Genomic DNA, 264 nt, shown 5'->3' with positions numbered 1-264 from the left:
GATGCATTATATTATCTCTGATGGCTGGTCGATGGAAATCTTGCTCCAAGAATGGATGGCATTCTATGAAGATGCGGTTGGCGGCAAACCAGCAGAACTCGCACCATTACCGATTCAATATGCCGACTTTGCCCAATGGCAAAGGGAATGGTTAAAAGAAGAAGTACTTGATCGACAGCTTGCATATTGGAAGGAAGAGCTGTCTGGCGAGTTACCAGTCTTAATGTTGCCGATGGATCGTCCTCGTCCTGCGGTGCAAACCCA

Annotated in this window: 1 protein-coding gene; it reads left to right on the top strand. The window is 47.3% G+C overall.

Annotated features, from left to right (window positions below; all coding sequences use genetic code 11):
- On the top strand, nucleotides 1–264 hold a 264-nt coding region (locus tag SB773_RS32530; protein ID WP_410594516.1), incomplete at both ends, for a condensation domain-containing protein.

Source organism: Bacillus sp. SIMBA_074, from assembly GCF_046534555.1.
In the GTDB taxonomy this organism is placed as follows: domain Bacteria; phylum Bacillota; class Bacilli; order Bacillales; family Bacillaceae_G; genus Bacillus_A; species Bacillus_A mycoides.
This window is presented reverse-complemented; position numbering and strand designations above follow the sequence as displayed.